We start from the raw sequence: 21,624 nt of genomic DNA, 5'->3' as shown, positions 1-21,624 counted from the left end.
CAGCCCCGATACTGTGGCGGGATGGTCGATATCAGTCATGAGACGCCCGAGCAGACGGACCGCCGGCTTCGCGAGGTCATCGCCGCCGCGGATTTCGTGGTGCACGAGGGCGAGTGGTGGTTCCGGGAGACGCCGATCACCGAGCCGCCGCAGCCGAGTGAACAGGCTCTGGCGGTGGTGCGGGACGACGAAAGCTGGAGTGCGCTGGTACCGGTCGGCGGGGAGGATCTCGCCGCGGGCGTGGAACGCTTCGGGGTCTTCTCCTTCCACTTCCCGCCCGGCGTGGACAACAGTGGATTCGTGGGCTGGCTTGCCACTCACTTGAAACAAGCCCTCGGCACCGGCGTCTTCGTCATCTGCGGCAGCAACGCCAAGCGCGGCGGAATCTACGACTACTGGGGATGCCCGAGCAGTCTGCTGGCTCGGGTGGAAGCAGAAATCCGGTCTCTCCGATAGGGGTTCGGGTCACCAGCCGCGGCGTTGGGCGGTGCCGGCCATGGTCTTCGAGGTTTCGGCGCGGGTGCGGTAGATGATGTAGGGCCGGAAGAGGTAGGCGATGGGGGCGCTGAAGGCGTGGACCAGGCGGGTGAAGGGCCAGATGGCGAAGAGCGTCAGGCCGATGGCCACGTGGATATGGAAGGGCAGGGGGGCTTCGGCCATCAGGTCGCCGCGAGGTTGGAGGATCCAGATGGAGCGGAACCAGGGGGAGACGGTTTCGCGGTAGTTGTAGGCTTCCCCGCCTACGCCGGCGCCGATGAAGGTGGTGGCCACGCCCGCCACCAGTGCGGCGACCAGCACCAGGTACATGATCTTGTCGTTGCGGGTGGTGGCCATGAAGACGGGGCCGGTGGTGCGGCGGCGGTAGATGAGCAGCAGGATGCCGATGAGCGTGGAGACGCCCGCGATGGAGCCCAGCGCCACGGCCTGGACGTGATAGGCGTGCTCGCTCAGACCCAGTGCGCTGGTCCAGGATTCGGGGATGACCAGGCCGATGATATGGCCGAAGATCACGACCAGGATGCCGAAATGGAACAGCGGGCTGGCGATGCGGAGCAGGCGGGATTCGTAGAGCTGGGAGGAGCGGGTGGTCCACCCGAATTTGTCGTAGCGGTAGCGCCACCAGGTGCCGACCACGAAGATCGCCAGGGTCACGTAGGGGACTATGTCCCAGAAGAGTTCGCCTGCGGCCATATCAATCAGCCCCTTCGGGTCGGGCGGCGTTGGTGGCGCGCCGTGGCGGGACGGTCAGGGTGAACGGCTCCAGGCCGATGGACTCGGCGGGCGGGCCGGTCAGTGAAAGCTGGTGTGCTCGTTGCGCCTCGCGGTCGGTGACGGCGGGCAGGGTTGCGCAGACGGCCGCGATGGTGTGCGCGTAGGGGGAGCCGCGTTCGGCCAGGGCCGTGCGCAGGACGTCGATGGGCACCCGGTGGGCGGTCAGCAGGCGTTCGCCCGCTTCCGGATCCACGGTGGCGGCGAATTCCAGGACCACCGGCAGGTAGTCGGGGGTTTCGCCGAGCGGCGGCGGGAGGCCCGCGTCGCGGTAGGCCTGTGCGAAGGCGTGGATCTCGGCTCCGCGATTGCGGGTGTCGCCGCTGGTCCAGTAGGTCAGGTACATGGTCGAGTCGCGGCGCAGGTCGAAGGTGTCGACGAAATGCTGTTCGGCGGTGAGGAGATCGCCGCTCCGCAGCGCGGTCAGGGTGCGCGAGAGCAGTTCGGCCGGTGTGCCGCTGAGGTTTCCGATCAGGCGCTCGGCAATGGCGAGACGGTCGGGCCAGCGCTCGTCCGGATAGGACAGCAGCAGGGACGCCGACTGGCGGATCACCTGGTAGCGCAGGGCGCGCTCGGCCGCGCTCTCCTTGCGGTTCAGCAGGGCTCTCATCGACCGGCTCCCCCGTCGCGATCGCCCGGGAACATGCCTGCGGGCGCGCCCTTTCCGTCCCAGTTGAGCAGGTTCACCCGCGATGGGCGGCTGCCGTTGGCGGCCATCTCCTCGCTGGTCTGCCGCTGCTTCAGCGCGTGGAAGGTCTCCACCGCGACCGGCACCGGTCCGCCGCTGGCCTCGCCGAACGGCCCGGAGTCGTACATGCCGGGACCGCCGTCGTAGGACAGCGCGCAGTCGGTGGCGGTCTCCTCCAGCCGATGTCCCTCCACCGCGTAGGCCGTCGGAATCACGTAGCGCTCTTCGTATTTCGCCAGCGCGAGGAGTCGATACATCTCGTAGATCTGTTCCTCGGTGAGGCCGACCGATTCCGGGATGTGCGGCTGCGTCTCCCGGCCGAGGTTGATATCGCGCATATACGAGCGCATGGCGGCCAGCCGTCGCAGCACCGCGACCACGGTGTCGGTGTCGCCCGCTGTGAACAGTTCCGCCAGGTACTGCAAGGGAATTCGCAGCGATTCGAGCGCGCCGAACAGGTTGCCCAGATCCTCCCCGTCATGCCCGTCGCGGCTGACCGCGTCGACCACCGGTGACAGCGGCGGCACGTACCAGACCATCGGCACGGTCCGGAATTCCGGATGCAGCGGCAGCGCCACCTGATAGGTGTGGATCAGCGCGTACACCGGTGAACGCTGCGCGGCCTCGATCCACTCCTCGGAGATGCCGCCGGCGCGGGCCGCCGCGATCACCGCCGGATCGGTGGGGTCGAGCAGGATATCGCGCTGCGCCCGATAGAGATCCGTGTCCTTCTCCACCGTCGCGGCCTCGAGCACGCGGTCGGCGTCGTAGAGCACGAGCCCGATATAGCGCAGCCGTCCCACGCAGGTCTCCGAGCAGACCGTCGGCAGCCCCACCTCCACGCGCGGGTAGCAGAACGTGCACTTCTCGGCCTTGCCGGTCTTGTGGTTGAAGTACACCTTCTTGTACGGGCAGCCGGATACGCACATGCGCCAGCCCCGGCACCGATCCTGATCGACCAGCACGATGCCGTCCTCGGCCCGCTTGTACATGGCCCCGGACGGGCAGGAGGCGACGCAGGCGGGATTGAGGCAGTGCTCGCAGATGCGCGGCAGGTAGAACATGAAGGTCTGTTCCAGCTCGAGCTTCACCTGCTCGCTGACCTTCCGCAGAATCGGGTCCCCGGCGAGGATTTCGGTCGAGCCGCCGAGATTGTCGTCCCAGTTGGCCGACCATTCGACCTTCATGGGTTTGCCGGTGATGAGGCTGCGCGGCGGCGCGACCGGAATGTTCTTGCCCAGCGGGGCGGTGGTGAGATTGTCGTAGTCGTAGGTCCAGGGCTCGTAGTAGTCGCTGATACTGGGCATCTTCGGGTTGGAGAAGATGCGCAGCAGCTTGTGCAGCCGCCCGCCGTCGCGCAGCCGCAACCGGCCCTTGCGGTCGCGGATCCAGCCGCCGCGCCACCGGTCCTGATCCTGATAGGTGCGCGGATATCCCTGTCCCGGACGGGTTTCCACATTGTTGAACCAAACGTACTCGGTACCCGAGCGATTGGTCCACGTCTGCTTGCACGTCACCGAACACGTATGGCAGCCAATGCATTTGTCGAGGTTCATCACCATCGCCAACTGCGCCATCGGTTTCATTTGCGCTCCTCACAAGTTCGGATCGGCGGCATCAGTAGGTCACCTCCTGCGAGCGGCGACGAACCACGGTCACCTCGTCGCGTTGATTGCCGGTCGGTCCGAGATAGTTGAAGGCGAACGCCGTCTGCGCGTATCCGCCCGCCAGATGGGTGGGTTTGATCAGCAGGCGGGTCAGCGAATTGTGAATGCCGCCGCGTTTGCCGGTGGTCTCGGTGAGCGGCACGTCGATGGTGCGTTCCTGCGCGTGATAGACGTAGACGACGCCTTCGGGCATGCGGTGCGAGACGATGGCGCGGCAGACCACGACGCCATTGCGGTTCACCGCCTCGACCCAATCGTTGTCGCGCACCGAGATTTTCGTGGCGTCGGCGGGACTCATCCACATGGTCGGGCCGCCGCGCGAGAGCGAGAGCATGAACAGGTTGTCCTGATATTCGGAGTGGATCGACCACTTCGAGTGCGGTGTCAGGTAGCGCACGGTCAGGCCCACGCCGTCGCGGCCCCGCTCCCCCACCCCGGGTTCGCCGAACAGCCGCGACATGTCCAGCGGCGGCCGGTATGTCGGCAGCTGTTCGCCGAGCTCCTCGATCCAGTCGTGATCCACGTAGAAGTGCATGCGCCCGGTCAGGGTGTGGAACGGCTTGAGCTCCTCGATATTCACGGTGAAGGGCGCGTAGCGGCGGCCGCCGGTCTCACTGCCCGACCATTCCGGGCTCGTGATCACCGGGACGGGTCGGGCCTGGGTGTCGGCGTAGCTGATTCGCCGTTCCTCACTGCCCTCCGCGAGATGCACCAGCTTGCGGCCGGTGCGCTTTTCGAGTTCGCGGAAGCCTGCCACCGCGAGCCGGCCATTGGAGGTGCCCGACAGCGCGAGAATGGCGTCGGCCATGCGCTCGGCGCTGGTGATCGCCGGACGGCCCTGCGCGGCACCGGAATCCATGACGCCGAACTTGGCGGCGAGCTGCTTCACCTCTTCGTCGGGATGGGTGGTGATGCCCTTGGTGGTCAGCCCCAAGGTGTCGACGAGCGGGCCCAGGGCCGACCATTTGTCGAAGATGGCGGCGTAATCGCGTTCGACGACCGCGAGCGGGCCCATGGTCTTGCCCGGCACCGGAATCTCGCCCGTGTCCCGCCAATCATGGTGAGTGCCACCGGGATACGCCATCGCACCGGGAGTGTCGTGCTGCAAGGTGCCCATCACCACATCGGTGCGCTTACCCAAATGCCTGCCCGCCAGCGCACTGAACGTGCGAGCGATGGCCCCGAACGCCTCGTAGTCCGAGCGCGTCTCCCACGGCGGATCGATGGCGGGGCTGAAGGCGTGGATGAACGGATGCATGTCCGTGCTGGACAGATCCGCCTTCTCGTACCAGGTGGCGGCCGGCAGCACGATATCGGAAAGCAGTGTCGTGGAGGTCATCCGGAAGTCCATCGACAGCAGCAGATCGAGCTTGCCCTCCGGAATCTCCTCCTCGTCGCGCCAGGCGACCTCGCCCGGCCGCAGCTCCGCCCGGGTCGGCTCGGCCCGGAGATTGGACCCGGTGCCGAGCAGATGCTTCAGGAAGTACTCGTTGCCCTTGCTGGAGGACCCGAGCAGATTGGCCCGCCACACGCTCAGCACCCGCGGCCAGTTCCGCGGATCATCCGGATCGGTGACCGCGAGCTTCAGCTCACCGGCGGCGAGCCGCTCGGCGACATACGCCGGGATCTCCTGGCCCGCCGCCCGCGCCGCATCGGCGACCTCCAGGCTGGACCGGTCGAATTGCGGATAGAACGGCGTCCAGCCCATGGCGACCGCGGAGGCCAGCACATCCATGGTGTGCTTGTCGCGGAATCGCCCACGGCCCAAGGGACTTGCCAGCGCATCGGCGCGATACCCGTCGTAGCGCCACTGATCGGTGTGCGCGTACCAGTAGGAGGTGCCGGCCATCTGCCGCGGCGGCCGCGACCAGTCGGTGCCCATGGCCATGGCCGCCCAGCCGGTGACCGGACGGCACTTCTCCTGCCCCACGTAATGCGCCCAGCCGCCGCCATTGCGGCCCATGGATCCGGTGAGGATGAGCAGCGCCAGCACCGCGCGATAGGTGGCGTCACCGTGGAACCACTGGCAGATGCCCGCGCCCATAATGATCATGGACCGGCCGCCGGAGTCCTCGGCATTGCGGGCGAACTCCTTGGCGATCCGGATCGCCTGTGCGGCAGGCACTCCGGTAATGGATTCCTGCCAGGCCGGGGTGTACGGCTCGGACGGATCGTCATAGCCGGTGGGCCAGGTGCCCGGCAGACCGGGCCGGGCCACGCCGTACTGGGCGAGCATGAGATCGAAGACGGTGCAGACGCGATGCTCGCCGACCCGCCGCACGGGCACGCCGCGCTCGATCGTCTCCCCCTGCCCGTCAACGGTATCGAACGCGGGCAGGTGGATCAGCGCCGTCTCGTCCACGGCCCCGTGCCTGGGTGCGACGGTGAGCGCGGGCGCCAGATTCCCGAGGTCGAGATTCCATTTGCCCACCCCGTCCGCGCCGAAGCGGAAGCCGAGCGACCCGTGCGGGACCGCCGCCGTCCCCGTGGCCCCGTCGAGCAGAACGGGCTTGAACGCAGCGTTCTCCACGTCCTGGCCGAGGTCGGCGGCGGTGAGGTTCTTGCCCGGCACCAGCTTGCCGTCGCGCTCCTCGAGCTTGATCAGGAACGGCAGATCGGTGTATTGCCGGACATAGTCGACGAAGAACGGAACACGCTGCCGGACAAAACATTCGGTGAGGATGACGTGGCCCATGGCCATGGCGAGCGCGCCGTCGGTGCCGGCCGCGCACGGCATCCACTCATCGGCGAACTTGGTGTTGTCCGCATAGTCGGGGCTGACGGTGACGACCTTGGTGCCGCGATAACGCACCTCGGCCATCCAGTGCGCGTCCGGGGTGCGGGTCACCGGGACATTGGATCCCCACATCATGAGATAGGAGGCGTCCCACCAGTCGCCGGACTCCGGGACGTCGGTCTGGTCGCCGAACACCTGCGGGGAGGCCACCGGCAGGTCCGCGTACCAGTCGTAGAAGGAGGTCATCACGCCGCCGAGCAGCTCGATGAACCGTGATCCGGCGGCGAAGGAGACCATCGACATGGCCGGGATCGGGGAGAAGCCCACGACCCGGTCCGGACCGTACTCCTTGATGGTGTGCACGTGCGCGGCGGCGATCATCTCCGTGGCCTCGGCCCAGCCGATCCGCACCAGACCGCCCTTGCCGCGGGCCTTCTGGTACTTCCGGCGGCGTTCCGGGTCGTTCTGGATATCCGCCCAGGCCAGGACCGGATCCCGCAATCGGGACTTCGCCTCGCGGTACATCTCGACCAGCACGCCGCGGGCGTACGGATAGCGGACCCGGGTCGGCGAATAGGTGTACCAGGAGAAGGCGGCCCCGCGCGGGCAGCCGCGCGGCTCGTACTCGGGCCGATCCGGGCCCACCGACGGGTAGTCGGTCTCCTGGGTCTCCCAGGTGATGATCCCGTCCTTGACGTAGATCTTCCACGAGCACGAGCCGGTGCAGTTCACGCCGTGGGTCGAGCGGACCACCTTGTCATGGCTCCAGCGGTCCCGATAGAAGATGTCCCCGTCGCGGCCGCCGCGGCGCGTCACCGTGCGCCCGTCCGCCGATACCTCGCCCCGGGTGAAGAATTGCCCGCTGCTACGCAGCAATTCCTCGACAGGTCCGCCGATCTTGTTGGCACTCATACGATTTCCTTCCCGGCTAGCTACGGGGCGCGGGGGTTTCGATGGGCTCCTGGGTCTTCAACCGTAGCGCGGTGTACAAGAGGGCGACCACGGCCGCGGCCACGAGCAGCAGCAGCCCGATCGTGTAGTCGCTGTCCGTCTCGTTGTAGGTCGCGCCCATCACCAGCGGCGGGAAGTAGCCGCCGAGCCCGCCCGCCGCGGCCACGATGCCGGTGACCGAGCCGACCGACGCGGCGGGCGCGCGGCGCGCCACCCAGGCGAAGACGCCGCCGGTGCCCACGCCGAGGAAGATGGCCAACAGGATGAAGGTGACCGCCGACCACAGATCCGGGGGCGGTTGCAGCACCGCGACCGCCGCCATGACGGCCGTGCCCGCCAGCGAGGCCAGCACCACGTACTTCGGGGCGATGCGGTCCGAGAGCGCGCCGCCGATCGGGCGCGCAATCACCGCGGCGAGCGCGAAACCCGCTGTGCGGCTGCCCGCGTCGACCGCCGAGAAGTCGTAGACATTCTTGAGATAGGTCGGCAGATAAGTGCTGAACGCGACGAAGCCGCCGAAAACGATGGCGTACAGGAACGACATCTCCCAGGTCACCGGAAGCTTGAGCGCGGCAACCAGTTTGGGCACGACCGGGTCGGTATTGGGCTGGAATTCCGGCGAGTTCCGCATCACCAGCACACAGACGCCCGCGGTCACGGCCAGCGCGATGGCGATGATCACGTGTGTGGTGAGCAAGCCGAACCAGTTCACGAATCGCGGCGTGAAGAAGGCCGACAGCGCGGTGCCCACCATGCCCGCACCGAATACGCCGGTCGCGAATCCCCGCCGGCTGGGCTCGTACCAACTGTTCGCGAAGGGGATCCCCACCGCGAAGATGGTGCCCGCAATGCCGAGGAAGAAGCCGAAAACCAACAGCAGCGGATAGGACTCGGCCTCCCCGGCAAGGCCCACCGCCAGCACCGGCAGGATCGAGGCCAGCGAGATGGCGATGAACATGATCCGCCCGCCGTACCGGTCGGTCAGCGAGCCGGCCACGATGCGCCCGAGCGAGCCCACCAGGATCGGCGTAGCCACCAGCATCGAGGCCTGGCTACTGCTTAGCGACATATCCTTCGCATACGTCGTGGACAACGGCCCGATCATGTTCCAAGCCCAGAAGTTGAGAGCAGAAACCCACGTCGCAAGCGCAAGATTCATGCTCTGCCGTGAACCGTTATCCAATCCGGAAGCAGTCACCAATACAGGAAACCATGACAATTCCTGCGCGTCCGAACTTTGAAGCAACCGCGTCCAGCGTGTCTAGTTATCTAATAGCAACCATCAGGCGCGAATAACGGTGGGGCCCAGGGCTTCGAAACGCCCGGCCTCGGCCGGGGCCAGTTCCGCGCCGGTCACCAGCGCCTCGAAATCGGCGATCTCGGCGAAGCGGCAGAAGCTGGACATGCCGAATTTGCTGTCGGCGGCGACGAGGACCCGGCGCTTGGCGCGGCGCACCGCCAGGCCCTTCACCGCGGCCACGGCCGGATCGGGCGTGGTCAGGCCGTGTTCCACCGAGACGCCATTGGTGCCCAGGTAGGCGAGATCGATGACCAGTTCGCCGAGCATGCGCAGGGCCCAGTGGTCGACGGTGGCGAGGGTGCGGCCGCGCATGCGGCCCCCGAGCAGCAGGACGGTGATTCCGGGGCTGTCGGCGAGCACTTCGGCGGCGAGCAGCGAGGAGGTGACCACGGTCAGTTCGCGGTCGGCGAGCTTCTCGGCGATCAGGCGCGGGGTGAATCCCTCATCCAGATAGACGGTTTCGGCGCCGTGCAGCAGATCGGCGGCCGCGGCGGCAATGCGGTGCTTCTGGGCCAGATCCACCCGGCTGCGGTAGTCCAGGCTGGATTCGAAGGCGGCGCTCTCCAGCGGGATGGCCCCGCCGTGCACGCGTTTGACCAGCCTGCGGTCGGCGAGCAGCCGCAGATCCCGACGGATGGTCTCCGCCGCCACCCCCATTTCGGAGGCGAGTTCGAGCACGTCCACCCGGCCGCGCGTGCGGGCGTACTCCACGATCTGCGACTGCCGCGAATCCGAATCCACGAAGGACATTGTGCGGTATCGGGTCAGGCGGGAACGGCGGCGAGGACCTCCCGGATCTGCTCGGGCGTGCGCGCCGCGCGCAGGCGTGCGACCTGATCCTCGGCGGTGAACACCCGGGCGATGCGGGACAGCAGTTGCAGGTGATCGTCCCCGGCTCCGGCGATGCCGATGACGAACTCGACCGGGCTGCCGTTCCAGTCGATGCCCTCCGGATAGCGCACCACCGAGATCCCCGTCCGGCGGATGCTGTCCTTGGCGGCGTGGGTGCCGTGCGGGATGGCGAGCCCATTGCCCATGAAGGTGGACACCGACTGCTCCCGCTCGTGCATGGCGGCGATATACGGCGTGTCGACCGCGCCGGAGGCGACCAGCAGGCGACCCGCCTCGTCGATGGCGTCGGCGCTGGTCCGGGCGCTGCCGGAGAGCACGATCGAATCCAGGGCGAGCTGTTCGCCGCCGGATTCCGGCTCGCCCGGCTCGGGTTCGGCAGCGCCCGCACCGCCGTCGCGGGCGATCATGGCGACGATCTCGTCGTATTCGGGGCTGTTCATGAAGTTGGCGACCGGCACGTGGATGGCGGACGGGGTCCGCTCGCGCGCCCGCTCGGCCAGATCGGTGTGGGTGACGACGAGGTCGTAGCCGTCGGTGAGATTGGCGATCGCCTTGTTGACCACCGTGACCTCGGCGAAGCCCGCGTCGCGAATCTTCTTGCGCAGCACCGAGGCTCCCATCGCCGAGGATCCCATGCCCGCGTCGCAGGCGAAGACGATGCTGGAAATCGTCACCGGCACAGTCGATGTGGTCTGCGGGCCGGACATCGACGCGAGCGCGGCCGCGGCGACGGAGCGCTTGCCCTTCAGCTGCTCCATGGCGGCGGTGGCCTCGGCCAGATCGCCCTCCGCGGCGGCGCGATCGGTGCGCAGCAGCAGCGCGGCGACCAGGAAGGCCACGGTCGCGGCGCCGAGCACCGACAGCGTCACGCCCGGATAGCTGCCACTGGCGGTCTGCGCGTACACCGCGATGATGGAACCGGGTGCGGCCGGTGCGCGCAGGCCCGAACCGAAGACCACATTGATGAAGACGCCGGTCATGCCGCCGGCGATCATGGCCGCGATCAGCTTCGGCTTCATCAGCACATACGGGAAGTAGATCTCGTGGATGCCGCCGAGGAAGTGGATGATCACCGCGCCGGGTGCGGTCGTCTTGGCCGCGCCGCGCCCGAATACCGCGACGGCCAGCAGCAATCCGAGGCCCGGACCGGGATTGGCCTCCAGCAGGAACAGGATCGACTTGCCGGTCTCACTCGCCTGATTGGTGCCCAGCGGCGTCAGGATGCCGTGGTTGATCGCATTGTTGAGGAACAGCACCTTGGCCGGTTCGATGAAGATCGAGGTCAGCGGCAGCAGGCTCTGATCCACCAGGAAATCCACCACATTGCCGGCCAGCCGACTGAACGCGGACACCACCGGGCCGATGCCGAAGAAGCCGGCGATGGCCAGCGCGGCCCCGGCGATGCCCGCCGAGAAGTTGTTCACCAGCATCTCGAAGCCGGGGCGAATCCTGCCCTCCCACAAGGCATCCAGCCTCTTGATCAGCCAGCCGCCGAGCGGGCCCGCGATCATGGCGCCCATGAACATGGGCACATCCGAGCCGGCGATCACGCCCATGGTGGCAATGGCGCCCACGACCGCGCCGCGGGTGTCGTAGACGATCCGGCCGCCGGTCGCGCCGATGAGGATGGGCAGCAGATAGGTGATGGCCGGGCCGACGATGCCGCCGTCGTAGTCGCCCCAGCCGCCGATCTCGGCGACCCAGCTGTCCGCGCCCCATCGATCGGTGAGCGAGGTGATCCAGCCCTTCTCGATGAACAGGGCCGTGAGCAGGCCCCAGGCGATGAAGGCGCCGATATTCGGCATCACCATGCTGGACAGGAACGTACCGATTCGCTGGACGCGCACCCGCGTGCCGCCGCGGACTTCCGGTGGGGAGATAGACATCGCGAACTTCCTCTGAGCAACTCGACGGACATGTGACCACGGACACATCCCTTGCAGTAGTAGACCGCAAAAACGGGCACAATGACAAGAGATCGGGCAGAAATGGGCACACATTCGTGTGGCTTTACGCCCGAATGGCCGTTACGGTTGATTCGAGTGGCCGGCGCCACAGCCCACATTCAGCGGAAGGAACACCGATCCATGAAGGCCCTGCGCTTCTACGCACCCGAGGACATCCGCTTGGAGGACATCCCCGAGCCCGAGTGCGGACCGGGCGAGATCAAACTCCGGGTGCGCAACTGCTCGACCTGCGGAACGGATGTGAAGATCCGGCACAACGGGCACCAGAACCTGACCCCGCCGCGCACCCTCGGTCATGAGATCGCGGGCGAGATCGTCGAGGTCGGCGGCGATGTGAACGCGTTGTACGGCACCGACTGGAAGATCGGGGACCGCGCACAGGTGATCGCCGCGGTGCCCTGCGGGACCTGCCACGAGTGCCGCAAGGGCTGGATGGCGGTGTGCCAGAACCAGACATCGGTGGGCTACCAATACGACGGCGGCTTCGCCGAATACATGATCGTGCCCGGCCAGGTGCTGCGCGTCGACGGCCTGAACCGGATTCCCGACGCCGTCGGCTACGCCGAGGCCTCCGCCGCCGAACCGCTCGCCTGCGCCATCAATGCCCAGGAACTACTCGGCATCGCAGCGGGCGACACCGTCGTGGTCTTCGGCGCCGGCCCCATCGGCTGTATGCACATTCGCATTGCCCGCGGCGTATACCGTTGCGGCCCGGTCTTTCTCGTCGACGTCAATGCCGAGCGCCTGAAGCTGTCCGCCGATGCGGTGCGCCCCGACGCGGTGATCGACGCAGCCCGCACCGATGTCGTGGCACAAGTTCTGGAGCTGACCGGCGGGCGCGGCGCCGACGTGATCATCACCGCCACCGCCGCCAATATCACCCAGGAACAGGCCATCGCCATGGCCGCCCGCAATGGCCGCATCTCCTTCTTCGGCGGCCTCCCCAAGACCAACCCCACCATCACCTGCGATTCCAATGTCGTGCACTACCGCCAGCTGCATATCCACGGCGCCAATGGATCCGCCCCCGAACACAACCGGCGCGCCCTCGACTACATCGCCACGGGGCAGGTCCCGGTGCGGGATCTGATCACCCATCGCATCCCGCTCACCGAGGTCCTCGACGCCTTCTCGGTCGTCGAGAACGGCGAGGCCATCAAGGTGACCGTCGAACCCTGAGCCGGAGCGTCCGGCATGTTCGCCGGTTCGATGCGCCGAATGGCTTTCGGCTCTATCGCGACGGCGTCGTCCGTGGGACAGTGTTCCGCGTCCGCGGGATCGGGATCGTATGAGGAAGACGCGCCGTGATGTACGTGTTGTGGGTTGTCCTGCCCGGCATCGCCGTGGCGTCCTGCCTGGCCGGGCACCTCTGGCGGTATCAGCACGACCGTTTCCTCGGCTATCTCTACGGCCCGCACGCCGATCGGACACAGCGCTTCGGGAGCCTGGCCTTCCGGATCGGCGTGCCACTACTCTTCGCCGTCCGGATCACCGAAGCCCTTGCCGCCGGGCCGCATTCGCGCACCACCGGCGGCCTGGCGGTCATCCTGACGGCGGGCCAGATCATTGCCATCCCGCTGGCCATGGCCGGTGCGTGCCTCATCCTGATCCCACCCCTCATCGATGCCGACCCGCGCCCCCGGATCACGCCCATCGACCGCATCACCCTCCCGGTCCTGGCCGCCACGCTGCTCTCCGGCTTCCTCATCACCTTCGATCCCTACTCCACCGAAACCCGCTACCGCACAGCGGAATACCTCTTCACCTGGGCCCGATCCCTGGCCACCTTCCGGCCCGAGCCGGAAGTCATGCAGCACGCACCCGCCATCTACCGGGCGCGCGCCCTGATCCTCATGCTGCTCATCGCCATCTGGCCCTACACCCGCCTGGCGGGCATCTTCACGGTCCCCCTCTCCCGCCTGTGCCGGCGCGCCGCCCGACTCAGTCCGGCCAGATGGGCGGGCGCTTCTCCAGAAACGCCCGCATTCCCTCTTTGGCGCCGGGTAGTTGGGAGGCAGCAGCCATGACCTCCAGCGTGATCGCGTAAGCATCCGCCTCCGGCCGATCCAACTGGGCATACACGGTCCGCTTCCCGAGCGCCTTACTCGCTCGGCTCCCCCGCGTAGCCCGCCCGAGCAATTCGGCCACGGCCTCGTCCAGCCGTTCCAGGGGCACAACGTAATTCACCAACCCCCACTCCAACGCAACATCAGCGGTGACCGCATCCCCGGTGAGCACCAGCTCCATCAGCCGCTTGCGCCCGATGGACCGCGCGACCGGCACAGCGGGCGTATGACAGAACCACCCGCCCTTCCCACCCGGCAACGCGAAGCCCGCGCAGTCGGCCGCCACCGCAAGATCACACGAAGCCACCAACTGACACCCGGCCGCGGTAGCCAGACCGTGCACCCGAGCCACCACCACCTGCGGCACCGACTGAATCGTCCGCATCACCTCGGTGCACAGCGTCAGCAACTCCCGCACCCCCTCGACATCGCGCGCCGCGACATCGGCGAAATCGTGCCCCGCCGAGAACACCGGCCCCTCGGCCGCGAGCACAATGCCGGACGCATCCGACTCCCCCGCCTCCCGGAACGCGCCCAGCAACTCCCCCAAGTGCTCACCGGACAACGAGTTCCGCCGCTCCGGCCGGTTCATGGTGATCCGGACGGTGTCGCCGGTGCGGTCGACCAGAATATGCCGATACTGCGCCATACCCCTGACGGTAGCCGCCAGGTGTGACATTCGGAGACCGATCGACGCCCGCGAGCTCGGCGCCGCGATTGCGGTCTGCGGCGTTGCCGAAGCGCCCTCGCCGAAAGGTCTGTACGACCGGCCCGAATACGGCTCGGCCAAGGCCGGCCGGCGGCCGTCATCAGCAGGTTCGGGGGTGGGGCGGCACTTGTCGGTGGGGTCACTTACCTTGGGCGCATCGTGATCGACCGGGAGGGAGAACGATGGCCTCGAATACGAGTGCCACGCCGGATGAGCCGGCTTGGGAAAGTGCTTCTGTCGTAAGGGTTTTGCCCGCTGTGGCGCCGCGCAAACTGAACAAGGTGCCGTTCGTGGAAATGGCGGACGGGCGCTTGCAGGGAGTGGTGTCGAGTGGGTCCGATATTTCGCGGGTGTATGTGGCGTCGGTGACGGCGGGGACGCACGGGCTGAGTTGCAGCACCAATAACAACCGGCCGTGTGGCGGGTTGAATCAGGGGTGGGCGTGCAAGCATTTGGATGCGCTCATCGATGAAGCGGTGTTGCAGTACGGGCAGGAGCGGGTGGCGCGGTTCCTGCGGGTCGAGGTGCCGGAGGGCGGTCGACTTGCGAGCTGCCTCAATGGGACTCGGGATCCAGCTCCGGCCGCGGCGGTGTTCAGCCGGTTCCTGCGGCATCTGACGTATCTGGAGCTGCCGGGGAGCGCAATGCCGATTCCGGAGCTGCACTGGTTTCCGGCGGGGGTGGGGCGCTGATGCAGGAAGTACAACTGGCCGGGCTGGCGGATGCGCCCGCCGGCGTCGAGGCAGCGCTGGATGCGGTGAGCGGTTTCGATACCGCGCTGGTCAACGGCTTCGCACGGGTTTCCGAGCCGCAGAGTGCGGCACTGGCGGCACTGGGCGGGGCAGTGGCGGGTTCGCCGCTGGCAGAGGCCGTGGCGGCCGCGGTGGCGAAGGTGAGTACCGGGGCGATCGGGCCGGATGAGCTGTCGGCGCTGGCCGCCGCGCGGGCCGCCCTGCTGGGCGCGGTGCACGACGCATTGGTCGATCAGGCGGATATGGCCTTGAGCCGCAACCGATCCGAGTGGACGGCCACGCCGGGTGCCGATACTCCGAGTCCGCTCGCGGCGGGTTCGCGAGCCTGGCTGGGCGAGCTGGCCATCGCCGGATGGCGGGGCGTGGACCACGAACTGGTGGCGGCCGCGGATCAGACGGTGGAGGCGCTGCTGGCCGAACCCGGGCTGTGGCGGCTGGCGATGCTGCTGGACGGCTTCACCGCCGAGCTGGGGGCTTCCTCGCCGATCGCCACCATGGACCGGGTGCCCGCGCGGCGCTGGGCGGATCTGTGGGCGCGTGCGCTGCTGCTGTCCTGGCGCGGCACGGAATCCGCTGCGGTCGAGTCGGTTTCGGGTCGCCTGCTGCCACTGGGCGTGGATGTGCACGAGCACGGGACCGTGGTGCAGGCGCAGGTGCACGGCGTGCTGGAGACCGCGGGCGCACCGGCCCGCCGGGTGCGGGTGTCGGTGGCGGCGGCCAAGGTGGACACCATTGTGGGACCGGCGGTTTGGCAGTTGCTGGGTGCGCATCGGCAGTTGCTCACGGCGCTGGCCGAGCGGCGCGCGCTGGAACTCACCGACATGCCGCTGACGGCGGGCGGTGATCTGCTGTGGGAGGACGCTCGGGCCAAGGCCGGGGAGGACGCCGATCCGTTCGTCACCGCCACCGTGCAACTGCCGCAGGCGCTGGCCCCGGCGGTCGCGCCGCTGGACCGCGATCCGGTGCATATCGCCGAACCGGTTTTGTTCGAGGGGTACCGGTTCCGCGACGGTGTGCTGGAGATGGGTGAGCAGCGGATTCGGGTGGAACTGGACGCGCTGCCGTCCGCCGGACCACTCACTTCGACCGGAGTGACCGGCTCCAGCAGCATGATCGGATTGCTGCGCTGGGACGGCGGCTGGTCGGTGCGACCGCTGGCCATGCAGCGCAAGGTCAAGGGTGCGCTCACCGCTTTCCACAATGGCGATTGGGCGCTCGGGCCGACCGATGCGAAAGTCGCCAAGGCGCAGGCGAAGTCGGGCGATGCCGTGGCGGTATTGCGTGAGCGGGCGGGACGGTTGCTGCGCAGATGAATATTGCATCGCGAAGCGATTCCGTGGGGGGTGGCGGTCGGGTGACGGGTGGGCCGAATCATGAGACGCGGCGCCAGGTCCTGTACTGGCGTCTACTGGCCGGTGTCTTCACCGGGGATCAGCAATCGACGCTGGCGCAGGCCAGCGTGGGGATCGTCGACGATCTGGGATTGCCGCTGGCGGTGCTCGATCCGGGCATCTCCATCGACAATGTGGTGCAACGGTATCCGGAGATGAAGGACGAGTTCGAACGCCTCGACTTCTCCGAGAGCAAGGACTCCGAAGCCGAGGACTCGGCAGCCGACGACTCCGCGAACGAGGCGCCCCGGCCCATCGGCGCGGCCGATGTCCGCACTGCCGCACTGGTTTCCAAGCTGCTGCTGAATGTCTTCGCCACCGGATCCGGCCAGGTCAGCGCCACCCAGCTGGCGGGCTGGCAGTCCGATGCCAATTGGCTGCGCCGCTGCCTGGGCGAGGAACAGGCCGGCGCCGTACAGGGCGTGCTCACCGGCCTGGAAGGCGAACTGGTGTCCCGCATGCGATTGCGCGAGGTGCTCGCCGATCCGCATCTGGCCGCCCAGCTCACCCCGAGCATGTCGCTCATCGAACAACTGTTGCGCGACAAGCACAATCTGTCCGGTGTGGCCCTGGCCAATGCCAAACGGCTCATCCGCCGCTATATCGACGAGGTCGCCGAGGTGCTGCGCACACAGGTGCAGCAGACCAGCGTGGGCACCGTCGACCGCTCGGTCCCGCCCAAACGCATCCTGCGCAATCTGGATGTGGACCGCACCATCTGGAAGAACCTGCCCAACTGGAATCCCCAGGACGAGCGCCTCTACGTCGACCGGCTCTACTACCGCCAGACCGCCAAGCGCACCGTCCCCGCCCGCATGATCGTGGTGGTGGACCAGTCCGGCTCCATGGTCGACTCCATGGTGAACTGCACCATTCTGGCGTCGATCTTCGCGGGCCTGCCCAAGGTGGATGTGCATCTCATCGCCTACGACACCCGCGCCCTGGATCTCACGCCGTGGGTGCACGATCCGTTCGAGGTGCTGTTGCGCACCAATCTCGGCGGCGGCAATGACGGCCCGGTCGCCATGGCCATGGCCCAGCCCAAGATCACCGATCCCAAGAACACCGTGCTGGTGTGGATTTCGGACTTCTACGAGTTCGACCGCTCGCAGCCGCTGTTCGAGGCCATGGAGGCGGTGCACCGCTCCGGGGTGAAGCTCATCCCGGTCGGCTCGGTGAACAGCTCCGGCCATCAGAGCGTCAACCCGTGGTTCCGCGAACGGTTCAAAAACCTTGGCACTCCGGTGATTTCCGGACGCATTCAAAAGCTCGTGCACGAACTCAAGAACTTTCTCGACTAGGAGAACACGCCATCATGAACGACGTTTTGCGCGCCCCCGCCGAAGTCAAGTACGCCGCGGAACTGGATTGGCTGGAGTCCATCGACGACGGTCCCAAGCCGTTCGCGTGGCGGCTGAGCCCGAAGATGGTGCGGCTGTTCATTCTCGGCTCCGAACGCGCCGACGGGCTCGACCGCGAGGTGGAGCAGAAGTGGTTCGGCGACCGCAGTTTCGTCGAGCGCAGCATTGTCACCCTGGCCTCGGACCGGGGTCTGCTGCTCATCGGCGATCCGGGTACCGGCAAGAGCTGGCTGGCCGAACTGCTGGCCGCGGCCATCAGCCGCAATTCCACGCTGGTCGTGCAGGGCACCGCGGGCACCACCGAGGACCACATCAAGTACTCGTGGAATATCTCCATGGTCATCGCCAAGGGGCAGTCGCGGGAGTCCATGATTCCGTCCCCGATCATGACCGCCATGGAGCAGGGCGTGATCGGCCGCTTCGAGGAGCTCACCCGCTCCACCAGCGATGTGCAGGACGCGCTCATCTCCATCCTGTCGGAGAAGTACGTGTCCATTCCCGAGCTCGACGACGACAATGTGGTGTTCGCGCAGCCGGGCTTCTCCATCATCGCCACCGCCAACAGCCGCGACCGCGGCGTGAACGACCTGTCCTCGGCGCTCAAGCGGCGCTTCAACTTCGTGCGTATTCCGGTGGTGTCCAATAAGAAGAGCGAGGCGGAGATCGTGCGCTTCCGCACCGCGGAACTGCTGCGCCGCCATTCCATCGAGCTGGAACTGCCGCCCACGCTGCTGGACATCCTGCTGGAGAGCTTCGCCGATCTGCGCGCCGCCGCGGCCGCCGCCACCAGCGATGACGACAAGCTGGAGTCGGCGCTGTCCACCGCCGAGCAGATCGGCGTGCTCGAGGACGCCATCCTGCACAGCCAGTTCTTCGGTGAGCGGGAACTGCGCGCGGAGACCCTCGCCGGCTCGCTGGTCGGGTCCCTGGCCCGGCGTCAGCCCGAGGATCTGGCCATTCTCAACAAGTACCTGCACGGCGTGGTCGAGCCGCGCAGCAAGGACAAGAAGGGCGAGATCCCCTGGGGCGAATTCCTGGAGGGCGGCCGGGCCGCGATCGCGAGGCTCTCGTGAGCGAGCTTGTGAGCGAACCATCGACACTGACCGTCTCCGATACCCGTCCCGCACCGAATACCTTTGCCGCACTGCGGGATCAGCTGGCGGACGCGGCGGTCGCGTTCGCCGGCGTGCCCGGGGCGGCGGGCGACATCCTGGCGGGCATGATCGACGATGTGGACCGGGCGCTGGCGGAGCGGCTGGAGATCTTCCCGGTCTGCCACCACTCCCCCGCCTCCGGTCTGGCCATGGTGCGGCGGCTGCGAGAGAAGCAGCCGGCCGTCATCTATCTGGAGCTGTGCGAGGACATGCGGCCGCTGCTGGACGAACTGCGCAATTGCCGGTTGCCGGTGGCATTGCAGGCCTTCGCCACCGATACCGAGGGCTTCCCGGCGGAATGGGCGCCGCTGTCGGTGGTCGCGCCGATCACCGAATCGTCGGCCGAATACCAGGCCATCGCCTACGCCCTCGATACACCGGGCGTCGAACTGGTGCTGGTTGATCGCTCCACTGATCACGTCTTCCATTGGGCGCCAAAGGAATCGGCGTCGGCCGAGGCGCCGGCCGACGAGGAGAAGCCCGAGGACGACGGTCTGCACGGCTCGGCGGTGGGCATCGAAATCGGGGATCTGCGACCGCGTTTCGCCGAACTGGAAGAGCACCTGCTGCACCACGGCAAGGTCCGGCACTGGTCGGAATGGTGGGATCAGTACGTCGAACAGCCCCTCGCCGACGCCGATTACGACACCTACCGCCAGGTCATGGTCATGATCGGCAGCCTGTTCCGCCGGCTGCGGCGCGGCAGCACCGCCGAGGACGAGGACCGCGAGCGGTACATGTGGACCCGCATGCGGGAACACCTGTCCGCCAATGACATCGACCCCGCGCGGGCGCTGTACATCTGCGGTGCGGCACACGCGGCCAGCCCGGTCGAGCAGTTCGGGATCGACTCGGACGCCCCGTTCGAGATCTCGCCCCGCTCGGCCACCACCTGGCACTACGGCCTGATTCCCTCCAGCCACTCCGCCATCGAGGCCCAGTTCGGGCTGGCCGGCGGCGCGGTCTCGATCGCGGCGGCCACCTGGGCCAAGGGCCTGCGGCGCGGCAAGGTGCAGTCGTTCCGGCTGGAAGGCCAGCAGGGAGCGAAGAAGCGAGCCAAGAAGCCGCTTGTCCCGACCGAACCGGAAAACGAAGTAGCGGACCGTCTTTCGGGATTCCTGTCCCGCCCGCCGGTGCTGGATCCGCTCGACGAGGCCGAACTCCTGGAATGGTCGGTGGACATCGTCCGCCTGGCCCGGCGCAATGGCTACCTGGCCAGCACCGCCGACGCCATCGCCATCTTCGAAACCTCGATCCTGCTGGCGGGCTTGCGCAATCGCGCCCGTCCCACGCCGTACGACTTCCAGGACGCGGCGGTCACCTGCATCGAGAAGGACCGCGTCCCCGGCCGCCGCGATGTCCGCCGCCTGTGCGAAATCCTGCTCGGCGGCGACCGCATCGGCCAAGTCGGCTACGCGGCCCTGCCGCCCCTGGCCCGCGACGTCCTCGACCGTCTCGAACCACTGGGCCTGGACCTGTCCAAACGCACCCTGCAGCGCGCCCTCCTGGACCTGAAAACCAACCCCCACCTGCGCCCCTGCTCGGACCTCCTCTGGCTGCTGCGCAGGCTCCTGCCCCAGGACGCACTCCGCCCCATCATGGGTTCACGCGGCCTGGGCGAGACCTCCATCCAGGAGAGCTGGGATATCGGCCTCGGCAAATACCAGCGTTCCCTGGTGGAACTCGGCTACGAGGGCGTCTCGGTCGAACAGGTGCTCGAGCAGCGCCTCCGCCGCGCGGTCACCGCCCCCGACGCGACCGCGGCCGTGGCCCTGGCCGCCGTCGAAGACGCCCTGGTCTACCTGAAATCGGTCCGCCTGGCCGACGAGCTGGGCAACCGCGCCGTCGAACTCCTGGCCGCTGAACGCACAGTGGACGACGCCCCCGTCGTACTCCGCCGTATCCGCGTCCTGCTCAACTATTTCCGCTCCACCGAAGGCGGCTTGCCCTCCTGGTGCGAACGATTCGTGACAGCCGGCTACGCCCACTACTGCACCCTCCTCCCCACGGCCTTCGCCGCCGAGGAAACCGACCCGTCCCAGGTGGCCGCCATGCTCGGCTTCCTCTTCGGCATGGAGAACCTGGCCCTGTCCCTGGGCTGCGACCACACCCAGCTGGAACTCGCGGTCCTGCAATCCCATCCGGAGGCCCCCGCCAAGGTGGCCCTCCTCTGGGCAGCCCGCTTCCAACTCGGCCTGCTCACCATGTCCGACCTGCGCACCCGCTGCGACACCATGCTGTCCAACCCCCTGGTGCTGCCAACGGTTCCGCAATACGTCAGCGGTTTCGTCCAAGCCATCGACCCCGCTCCAGCATTGAAACCCTTCGTGGTGGAGCTGTTGTCGAAGGCCTTCGGCACCCTCCCGGACACGGTCCTACTCCCCTGGCTCCCCAAACTCATCACCACCCTGAAGGACCAAACAGCCGACCTGATCCCCAACCTGGTCCGGGAAGCAGCCCGCACCTTCCCCGGCTCCCTCCCCGCCGTGGACGCCTTCACCCCACCCTGGTCGACCGAATTCACCACCGCCGCAACACCGCTGGTGGCGGCACCCCGCGGCCCCGTCACCGACCTACTGGCCGCCCACCCCGCCACCTGCGACGCACTCGCCGCCCTGCTCGGCATCGAAGGCAACTGGCAGGAATCCGGCCCAACCGGAAACCGCGAGACAACCGACCTGCTCACCCGTTTCCCCGCCACCGCAGCAGCACTGGCGGCGCAACTCGCGGGATAACCACGGGTTGGTTCGAAACAGGTCT

Annotated in this window: 14 protein-coding genes and 2 pseudogenes; 8 read left to right on the top strand and 8 right to left on the bottom strand. The window is 67.5% G+C overall.

From position 1 onward, the window contains the following. The first annotated feature begins 21 nt into the window (after positions 1-21). On the top strand, positions 22-456 hold the full coding sequence (locus ACFVIV_RS20670; RefSeq protein ID WP_379198595.1) for a DUF6196 family protein: 435 nt from the start codon (positions 22-24) through the stop codon (positions 454-456). A gap of 9 nt (positions 457-465) precedes the next feature. Here the strand turns inward: ACFVIV_RS20670 and narI are convergent. The 7 genes and pseudogenes from narI to ACFVIV_RS20635 all read right to left on the bottom strand — a co-directional run. Beyond that, a pseudogene (gene narI, locus ACFVIV_RS20665) lies at positions 466-1,198 on the bottom strand (respiratory nitrate reductase subunit gamma); the annotation flags it as partial. Between the two features lie 18 nt (positions 1,199-1,216). Then, positions 1,217-1,879 (bottom strand): annotated as a pseudogene (narJ, locus tag ACFVIV_RS20660) (nitrate reductase molybdenum cofactor assembly chaperone); the annotation flags it as partial. Further along, a complete protein-coding gene (gene narH, locus ACFVIV_RS20655; RefSeq protein ID WP_379198593.1) occupies positions 1,876-3,543 on the bottom strand; it encodes a nitrate reductase subunit beta in 1,668 nt (555 codons plus the stop codon). The pseudogene narJ and the gene narH, both read right to left, overlap by 4 nt. 31 nt (positions 3,544-3,574) lie before the next feature. Beyond that, positions 3,575-7,273, bottom strand: a complete 3,699-nt coding sequence (locus tag ACFVIV_RS20650; protein ID WP_379198591.1) for a nitrate reductase subunit alpha — start codon at positions 7,271-7,273, stop codon at positions 3,575-3,577. 16 nt (positions 7,274-7,289) lie between these two features. Further along, entirely contained in the window at positions 7,290-8,471 is a 1,182-nt protein-coding gene (locus ACFVIV_RS20645) for a nitrate/nitrite transporter (RefSeq protein ID WP_379198830.1), read from the bottom strand. A 123-nt stretch (positions 8,472-8,594) separates the two neighbouring features. Continuing rightward, positions 8,595-9,353, bottom strand: a complete 759-nt coding sequence (locus tag ACFVIV_RS20640; RefSeq protein WP_379198589.1) for a DeoR/GlpR family DNA-binding transcription regulator — start codon at positions 9,351-9,353, stop codon at positions 8,595-8,597. A 23-nt stretch (positions 9,354-9,376) separates the two neighbouring features. Then, complete coding sequence (locus tag ACFVIV_RS20635; RefSeq protein ID WP_379198587.1) at positions 9,377-11,350, bottom strand: PTS mannitol transporter subunit IICBA; 1,974 nt, start codon at positions 11,348-11,350, stop codon at positions 9,377-9,379. Positions 11,351-11,551: 201 nt separating this feature from the next. Here ACFVIV_RS20635 and ACFVIV_RS20630 point away from each other — a divergent pair, with 201 nt between their 5' ends. Next, positions 11,552-12,610 (top strand): zinc-dependent dehydrogenase, encoded by a 1,059-nt coding sequence (locus ACFVIV_RS20630; RefSeq protein ID WP_379198585.1) that lies wholly within the window; start codon positions 11,552-11,554, stop codon positions 12,608-12,610. Between the two features lie 128 nt (positions 12,611-12,738). Next, complete coding sequence (locus ACFVIV_RS20625) at positions 12,739-13,458, top strand: respiratory nitrate reductase subunit gamma (RefSeq protein WP_379198828.1); 720 nt, start codon at positions 12,739-12,741, stop codon at positions 13,456-13,458. Here ACFVIV_RS20625 and ACFVIV_RS20620 read toward each other — a convergent pair. Next, positions 13,373-14,146 carry an enoyl-CoA hydratase-related protein gene (locus tag ACFVIV_RS20620; RefSeq protein ID WP_379198583.1) on the bottom strand — a complete coding sequence of 258 codons (774 nt, stop codon included), beginning with the start codon at positions 14,144-14,146 and terminating at the stop codon, positions 13,373-13,375. The genes ACFVIV_RS20625 and ACFVIV_RS20620 overlap by 86 nt on opposite strands. A gap of 317 nt (positions 14,147-14,463) precedes the next feature. On the opposite strand from ACFVIV_RS20620, the gene ACFVIV_RS20615 reads away from it, so the two are divergent. From ACFVIV_RS20615 to ACFVIV_RS20595, 5 genes are read left to right on the top strand one after another with little or no spacing between them, the layout of a single operon-like run. Then, on the top strand, positions 14,464-14,898 hold the full coding sequence (locus ACFVIV_RS20615; protein ID WP_379198581.1) for a hypothetical protein: 435 nt from the start codon (positions 14,464-14,466) through the stop codon (positions 14,896-14,898). Further along, on the top strand, positions 14,898-16,271 hold the full coding sequence (locus ACFVIV_RS20610) for a hypothetical protein (RefSeq protein ID WP_379198579.1): 1,374 nt from the start codon (positions 14,898-14,900) through the stop codon (positions 16,269-16,271). Before ACFVIV_RS20615 ends, ACFVIV_RS20610 begins: the two co-directional genes overlap by 1 nt. Before the next feature lie 41 nt (positions 16,272-16,312). Further along, a complete protein-coding gene (locus ACFVIV_RS20605; protein WP_379198577.1) occupies positions 16,313-17,650 on the top strand; it encodes a VWA domain-containing protein in 1,338 nt (445 codons plus the stop codon). Positions 17,651-17,664: 14 nt separating this feature from the next. After that, on the top strand, positions 17,665-18,783 hold the full coding sequence (locus tag ACFVIV_RS20600; RefSeq protein WP_379198575.1) for an AAA family ATPase: 1,119 nt from the start codon (positions 17,665-17,667) through the stop codon (positions 18,781-18,783). Then, positions 18,780-21,599 (top strand): DUF5682 family protein, encoded by a 2,820-nt coding sequence (locus tag ACFVIV_RS20595; RefSeq protein ID WP_379198573.1) that lies wholly within the window; start codon positions 18,780-18,782, stop codon positions 21,597-21,599. The genes ACFVIV_RS20600 and ACFVIV_RS20595 overlap by 4 nt, the downstream gene beginning before the upstream one ends. Positions 21,600-21,624 lie beyond the last annotated feature (25 nt).

Origin of the sequence: Nocardia sp. NPDC127526 (assembly GCF_042672265.1) — a bacterium.
Lineage (GTDB): Bacteria > Actinomycetota > Actinomycetes > Mycobacteriales > Mycobacteriaceae > Nocardia.
Note: the sequence above shows the minus strand (reverse complement) of the source record. Positions and strands in the feature narration are given on the sequence as shown.